This window comes from Candidatus Aquicultor sp. (assembly GCA_036504445.1).
In the GTDB taxonomy this organism is placed as follows: Bacteria; Actinomycetota; Aquicultoria; order Aquicultorales; family Aquicultoraceae; genus DASXVE01.
Genome location: DASXVE010000023.1, coordinates 71,892 through 79,122, shown reverse-complemented (window position 1 = coordinate 79,122; position 7,231 = coordinate 71,892). Strand labels below are relative to the sequence as shown.

Sequence of the window (7,231 nt, the reverse complement as noted above, 5' to 3'; positions counted from 1 at the left end):
TAAAACGTTCTTGTTCGCATCTACACCTCAGGGGCCCACTCGGCTTCTAACAAAGGCACCGGCTCTCACCAAACCCGGCTCGCTTATCACCCGTTAGCGTGTTAAGCCTACTTTCCCCATCAACGGCTTATGTATGTGATTTGAACGAGCGTAACACATGAGACCCGGCGGCGTCAACGACGCCGCCGGGCGTTTTGGTCTCTTTAGCTATCTCTCTATATACATCTCCAACTATTTCTATAGCCTCTTGCGGCTAACGATCGTATGTTCTTAATTCCGGTTTTTCGTCAATTATCGCTCTACGCAGCGTTCTCACTCTGCATAGTGGCGTAATCAGAGACCATTTTGCAAAGCGCCTGCATATCTGCACTTTCAAGCGCGGTGAAGACGTTCTCGCTTGCCGATATCGGCTCGCTCGAGAACTGCGCACCCACGCTCTCGACATTATCCCGCATGTTATCAGGTGCCGAGACCGTTAATCCATTTACGATATCTGCAGCTAACAGAGCTGTTGCCGCATCGCCTATGGCGATAATCGGTACATTATCATCGCGTGCGTTTTTCAGTATTGTCATGGCATCGCTGTTATCCATTATTGACTGAGCGGTTTTTGCATCAGGTACAACGATTGCGCTAAAGCCCAACACCGATGCCTCATTGAACGACATATCGCTCTTGGTACTCACCGACCCATCCATGCTATTTATTACGTCGCTCGCGTTAAAGCTTACAATACGCAGTGATGCATTGAGGTTGCCAAAGCACTGCCACAGCGGCAGAAACGCAGATGCGTCAAACCCATCGACCGCCAGGAATAATACCTGTCGTCCCATCATGTCGGCCATGTATGATTCCTCCTTCGTCTATGTAATACGCATAGTCCTCTTATTTGTTCCCCATTAATTAATATATACCGTCGAAATGACAAAACCCGTCGAAAAGCGAGAGATAAATAAAAAGAGGGCTCGTTATGAGCCCTCTTTTTAAACGAATATACGTGAGGTTGCAGCATCTACCGATTCGATGCCGGGCGCCTCGCATATATGCTGCATTTCACATATTTGCGCAGCTTAGTATTCTTTTTACTGCTTCTATTACTGCGCGACTATGGCATGTGTTACTCCATAATGACTTCAGGCTGAGCCAGCGTAATGCTCTCGCCGTTGCTTCTATCGATGGCGCGATAGAAGCACGACTTGTGACCGGTATGGCACGCTACGCCCACTTGCTCAACAAGCACAAGCAGTGCGTCGGCATCGCAATCGTAGCGAATCTCCTGCACTTTTTGAACATGCCCCGACGTCTCACCTTTGCACCAGTACTGCCGGCGGCTACGGCTCCAGAACCAGGTCCTCCCGGTTTCAATTGTTTTTTGCACCGACTCGTTATTCATATATGCGACCATCAACACCTCGTTGGTGCCAACCTCCTGAATAATCGCCGGTATCAAACCGTTTGAGTCAAATTTCAACTCACCAATGACTTGCACGAACATTCTCCTCTCGTCTGTCTATATTGCAAAGCCCGTCACCGGGTAATTACCTGATTTGTCGCCGGCGTGCATCGACGCAACCCGCATACGTTAAGCGGTTTCTCTGCCTTCGCCGGGACGGGACGGAAGCCTGTACACCACTTCCATCGACCGCGTATACTCTTTCAGAATATCCTGAACCGCCCTACTTACCGCATCGACGATTCTCTCCATATCGCCCTGGTAGGGATCGAAACCCGCATCCAGTAAATGCTTGCTTATAATGCTTTTTATGTGAACCCGCCCAATGTCTATCTCGCGCATACGCTACCAACTCCTCGGCTATTAATTCATCCAATTAAAACCATCAAGAATTAATACCCATATTGGCTGATTGTCCCGATACGCGATTCACTATAATCGTACGGGGATGCGGTGCGCCGCCATATATTCTTTAACTTCTCTGATTGAGAGTTCGCCGTAATGAAAGAGCGACGCCGCCAGCACCGCATCGGCCCCCGACTCGACGACTACTTCGGCAAAATGTTCGATTGTACCGGCACCGCCCGAGGCAATGACCGGGATATTCACGGCGTGTGTAACAGCCCTGGTTAAACCGAGATCGTAACCGTCTTTTGTACCGTCTTTATCCATACTGGTCAGGAGGATTTCTCCCGCGCCAAGTTCTTCGACTTTTCTGGCCCACTCTATGGCGTCAATCCCGGTTGGAATGCGCCCGCCGTTAACGTAGACCTCCCATTTATCCGGACCGGTGTTTCGCGCATCGATTGCAACCACGATGCATTGCGAGCCGTAACGCCGTGAAGTCTCCCTAATGACGTCCGGGTTCTTTACCGCCGCACTGTTAATCGACACCTTATCCGAGCCGGTCGAAAGCATCCTGCGGATATCGTCGCTGGTTCTAATACCCCCGCCGACAGTGTAGGGGATAAAGACTTCTTCGGCCGTGCGCGAAGCTACACCATACATGGTTTCGCGCGCTTCGTGTGACGCGGTAATATCCAGAAACACCAATTCATCGGCACCGGCTTTATCGTATGCAGCCGCGAGTTCCACCGGGTCGCCGGCGTCTCGCAGGTTAACAAAATTGATACCTTTTACAACTCGCCCGGCGTGCACATCGAGACAGGGGATGATTCTAACGGTGAGCATTCTCCCACCTCGCAAGCTCGATAGCCTCCGGCAGTGTGAAATTGCCCTCGTAGAGCGCACGCCCGATGATTACACCCTCAACGCCGGATTCCTGCAGCGGCTTTAGCTGGCGAATATCATCAAGCGCTGAAACGCCGCCCGAGGCGATAACCGGTATGCTGATATTTTCCGCGACATCTTCCGTCGCGAAAACATTGACGCCCTTCTGCGTACCATCGGAAAAGATGTCGGTGTACACAATGCGGCTTATGCCGTATATCTCAAGCTGCAGAGCCAAATCGACCGCGAAAATGTCGGTATCTTCGACCCAGCCTTTTATCGCTACTTTGCCGTCTCTGGCATCGAGACCGGCCACGATTTTACCGGGATATTTTGCGCATGCTGCTTTTACAAGTTCGGGGTCGGTGATTACGGATGTGCCAAGAATTGCCCTGGTCACACCGGTATCGAACACCCTATCGAGGTCGGCAAGGTTGCGTAAGCCACCGCCCAGCTGAACGGGGATATTGACCCGTTTCACTATATTCTCTACCGCTTCGAGGTTCTGCGGCGAGCCCTTAAACGCACCGTCCAGATCAACGAGGTGCAAATACTGCGCGCCCTCGTCCTGCCATTTTTGCGCCATGTCGGCGGGATTGTCCGCATACACCGTTGCTTGCTCGGCCTTACCCTGGTAGAGCCTTACGCACTTTCCGCCCATAATATCTATAGCCGGATAAATTATCATCCGCATAACCTCCCGAAGTTATCCAGCACCTTGAGGCCTACGTCACCGCTTTTTTCCGGGTGAAACTGAACAGCGACAACATTATCCGACCAGATACCGGAGATAAAATCAATTCCGTAGCCGGTTGTCGTTGCAATTATACCCGTATCCGCGGAGTCCACGTAGTATGAGTGCACAAAGTAGAAGTTCGACCCATCCGCCACGCCGTCAAAAACCGGCGGTTTGTTGGCGTAGCGTACCTGGTTCCAGCCCATATGCGGGATCTTTTGGCCTTCAGGAAGCCTTCTGACCTTACCCTTAAAAATGCCAAGACCTTTATAGATGCCGTCCTCTTCGCTTTCTTCAAAAAGAAGTTGAAGCCCGAGGCAAATACCCAAGAAAGGCTTACCGCCGGCGATGCTCTCGTGAACGACCGCATCCATGCCGGTTGCCGTGAGGTTCGTCATACAGTCTGCGTAGGCGCCTACGCCCGGCAAGATGACGCCCTGCGCCCCGCGAATAACCGTCGGGTCGCCTGAGACAACAGCTTTGTAGCCGATTTTCTCAAGCGCCTTCTCGACGCTTCGCAAATTCCCCATTCCGTAATCTATAATCGCAATCAATCTCAATCACTCACTTTATCAAACACAAGCCTATGCATACCGCTCTTTATTTTAGCTGCTCCCGTGCGTGAGGCCGGCACTATGCAAGCTTTTGCTGTTTACCAATCCAACATACCTTTGGTGCTCGGGACGATATCCGCTATCCGCGGGTTGATCTGCACCGCGGCTTCGAGCGCCCGTCCAAGGCCTTTGAAAATCGCTTCAACCATATGGTGCGCATTTCTACCCGAGTTAAGCTGAACATGAAGCGTAACACCGGCGTTATTAATAAAAGCTTGCATGAACTCAACGGTGAGCGTTGTATCATATGTGCCGATCACTTCTGCCGGAACTTCGGCATCGTACACCAGATATGGCCTGCCGCTAATATCAAGGGCAACAATTGCCAGCGACTCATCCATCGGCATCATCGCATGCCCGTACCGGTGGAGACCCTTCTTTTCACCGAGCGCCTGCTTAAACGCCTGTCCAAAGCAGATGCCGACATCCTCGACGGTATGGTGACCGTCGACTTCAAGATCGCCTTTTGCCCGTATTTTTATATCTATAAGTCCATGTTTGCCAAGCATTGAAAGCATGTGATCAAAAAACGGTATTCCGGTATCGATATCTACAACACCGGTTCCATCAAGGTTAAGCTCTACAGCAACGTCCGTTTCTTGCGTTTTCCTTGCAATTTCCGCTTGCCGTGGTCCCATCAATTACTACCCCCATCTCCGTCACTACGCGAGCCCGCGCAGTGCCTCTAGAAATATCTCGTTTTCCCCGGGTGTTCCTACCGTTACCCGTAGACAATTCTCAAGCAGCGGTTGGCTGCTGCAGTTACGAATCAAAATGCCCGCATCGAGAAGCCCTTGCCATACCTCACCGGCCGGTTTTTCGGGCTTGAACAGGATAAAATTGGAGTGACTCGGAAACACCTTCATTCCCTCTATCTCGGACATTTTTGCGAACAGGGCATCCCGTTCTTTAAGTATTATCTTTATGTTGTCATCGAATATAGCCCGATTCGAAAATGCTATTTTGGCTATTGATTGTGACAATTTATTGAAGTTAAAAAAGAGCTTCACTTTGAGCATGTTCTCAATTATCGCAGGATTTGCGAGCAGATAGCCGGCGCGCAAGCCCGCCAGTGAGAATGCCTTGGAAAACGTCCGTACAATCGCCAGGTTCTCGTATTTCTCAAGAAGCGGCAGTACGGTCTGGCCGCTGAATTCGGCATATGCCTCATCGATCACCACGAGCGACTCGGTGTTATCTAATAACTCCTCGATCATTTCGATCGGGACTAAATCCCCCGTCGGGTTGTTCGGGCAGCACATGAAAATTAACGCCGCATCCGTGTCAAATGCTTTGGCTACCGAGCACGTTGCCTGAAAATCATTAGGCGAACGCAAAATCTCAACCATTTCGGTGCCGGTCATACGACCGGTTATCCCATAAACTTCAAACATCGGCTCGAAGGTAATCGCTTTTCGTCCCTTCCCGCCGTACGCGAGAAATAGGTTTAGGATGATCTCATCGCCGCCATTACCAACAACGACATTCTCAGCGCCAAGCCCATAATACTCACCGATAAGCGCCCGTAACTCAGCCGAGAGCGGATCGGGATAGCGGTTGTAATCAAGCCGGCAGATCGTGCTCTTGATCTCCTCGATAATTGCATCGGGGAGGTTGTATGGGCTCTCGTTTCCCGAGAGAATAATGTTGGCTTTCACTCCTGGGAGGTGATACGGCTTGAGCGCCGCAACCTCAGGTCGTGGTTCGATCATGGAATCAAACTCCTATTTCTCGTAATTGTCGACACGATACCGTACGGATTTCGCGTGCCCGGTAAAGCCCTCGCTATTCGCTATGGTTATCGTAGCATCCGCCACCATCCCGAGCGATTGCTTCGAGAAACCCAGTACGTTCGACTTCTTTAAGAATGTCTCGACGCTCAGCGGCGAATAGAACCGGGCCGTACCGCCGGTCGGCAGGATATGATTTGGGCCGGCAACATAATCGCCGACAGCCTCCGGGGCGTACGCCCCTAAGAATATTGCTCCGGCATGCTTTACCTGCCCTAATGCCTCAAGCGGATTTTCGATCATAAGCTCTAAGTGCTCGGGCGCAATAATGTTGGCCAAGCGCAATGCGTCATTGAGCGAGCCGACTATAAAAACGCGCCCGTTATCCTGCAGTGATTTCTCCGCAATATCCCGGCGCTCTAATTGATACAGCTGTTTTTCAACCGCCTTAATAGTTCTTGCCGCAATTTCTTCGGCCGTCGCAATCAAGATCGCCGTTGCGTCGGGGTCGTGTTCGGCCTGCGCCAGTAAATCGGCAGCGATAAAATTGGGATCGGCGGTTGCGTCGGCAACCACGACCACTTCGCTCGGGCCGGCCAGCATATCGATATCGACGTATCCCACGACCGTTTTCTTCGCCAGCGTTACGTAGATGTTGCCCGGCCCTGATATTACGTCGACTTTCGGAACCGATTCCGTCCCGAATGCGAGTGCGGCAATCGCTTGCGCCCCACCTATCTTATATATCTCGTTGACGCCCACTTCGGCAGCAGCTACAAGCACCTCGGCCCGCACCGCCCCGGGGACGACCATAACAATCTCTTCAACTCCGGCAACGCGCGCAGGTATCGCGTTCATCAGCACCGATGACGGATACGGTGCCCTCCCGCCCGGCACGTAAATACCGGCTCTTTCAACCGGGCGCACGAGCTGGCCTAAAAACGCCCCATCCTCGGCCATAAACCAGGAGTTCTCTTTCTGCCGCGCATGAAATGCGGTGATTCGCTCTTTAGCCTGGCGAATGGCGCCTAAAAATTCGCTCTCTACAAGCGAATACGCGGCATCGAATTCTTCAAGCGTTACTCGTATTGTCTGCTCATCCAGCACAACCTTATCGAATCTTTCGGTATACTCAAAAAGCGCCCTGTCACCGTATTTGCGCACATTGTCGACAATCTCGCGTACGGTGGCTTCAACTTCCGGACGCTCGAACAAAGGCTTTGCGAGCAGCCCTCGGGCGTAATTCTCGCTGAACCCGTGTTCCAACGGTATGAACTTCAATAACGACATGTCATCACCAACTTTTATACAAATTCGAAAGGCATACGAATAACGTCCACCCGTAAATACCACAATACACAAAAAAACCGGTTCTAAAAACTTCTATCCCGCAGAAGCATTAAATAACCGTTCTAACTGCACAACTAATCTATAATTATACACTGTATTGGTGCTTTAGTAAAGTAAA

Annotated in this window: 9 protein-coding genes; all 9 read right to left on the bottom strand. The window is 51.2% G+C overall.

Annotated elements, in window-relative coordinates; all coding sequences use genetic code 11:
- Nucleotides 1-299: 299 nt before the first annotated feature.
- The 9 genes from VGK02_06040 to hisD all read right to left on the bottom strand — a co-directional run bounded on the left by VGK02_06040 (nt 300) and on the right by hisD (nt 7,053).
- Nucleotides 300-845: a DJ-1/PfpI family protein gene (locus VGK02_06040; GenBank protein HEY3374604.1), complete on the bottom strand. Its 546-nt coding sequence runs from the start codon at nt 843-845 to the stop codon at nt 300-302.
- Nucleotides 846-1,117: 272 nt separating this feature from the next.
- Nucleotides 1,118-1,489 carry a phosphoribosyl-AMP cyclohydrolase gene (gene hisI, locus VGK02_06035; protein ID HEY3374603.1) on the bottom strand — a complete coding sequence of 124 codons (372 nt, stop codon included), beginning with the start codon at nt 1,487-1,489 and terminating at the stop codon, nt 1,118-1,120.
- A 93-nt stretch (nt 1,490-1,582) separates the two neighbouring features.
- Nucleotides 1,583-1,795, bottom strand: coding sequence for a hypothetical protein (locus VGK02_06030; GenBank protein HEY3374602.1), 213 nt, complete (start codon nt 1,793-1,795; stop codon nt 1,583-1,585).
- 90 nt (nt 1,796-1,885) lie between these two features.
- On the bottom strand, nt 1,886-2,644 hold the full coding sequence (gene hisF / locus VGK02_06025; GenBank protein HEY3374601.1) for an imidazole glycerol phosphate synthase subunit HisF: 759 nt from the start codon (nt 2,642-2,644) through the stop codon (nt 1,886-1,888).
- Entirely contained in the window at nt 2,631-3,371 is a 741-nt protein-coding gene (gene hisA, locus VGK02_06020; protein ID HEY3374600.1) for a 1-(5-phosphoribosyl)-5-[(5-phosphoribosylamino)methylideneamino]imidazole-4-carboxamide isomerase, read from the bottom strand. Before hisA ends, hisF begins: the two co-directional genes overlap by 14 nt.
- Nucleotides 3,368-3,979, bottom strand: a complete 612-nt coding sequence (gene hisH, locus VGK02_06015; GenBank protein ID HEY3374599.1) for an imidazole glycerol phosphate synthase subunit HisH — start codon at nt 3,977-3,979, stop codon at nt 3,368-3,370. Before hisH ends, hisA begins: the two co-directional genes overlap by 4 nt.
- A gap of 92 nt (nt 3,980-4,071) precedes the next feature.
- Nucleotides 4,072-4,671, bottom strand: coding sequence for an imidazoleglycerol-phosphate dehydratase HisB (gene hisB / locus VGK02_06010; protein HEY3374598.1), 600 nt, complete (start codon nt 4,669-4,671; stop codon nt 4,072-4,074).
- A 24-nt stretch (nt 4,672-4,695) separates the two neighbouring features.
- Nucleotides 4,696-5,745 (bottom strand): histidinol-phosphate transaminase, encoded by a 1,050-nt coding sequence (hisC, locus tag VGK02_06005; protein ID HEY3374597.1) that lies wholly within the window; start codon nt 5,743-5,745, stop codon nt 4,696-4,698.
- A 12-nt stretch (nt 5,746-5,757) separates the two neighbouring features.
- Nucleotides 5,758-7,053, bottom strand: a complete 1,296-nt coding sequence (gene hisD / locus VGK02_06000) for a histidinol dehydrogenase (protein ID HEY3374596.1) — start codon at nt 7,051-7,053, stop codon at nt 5,758-5,760.
- Nucleotides 7,054-7,231: the final 178 nt, after the last annotated feature.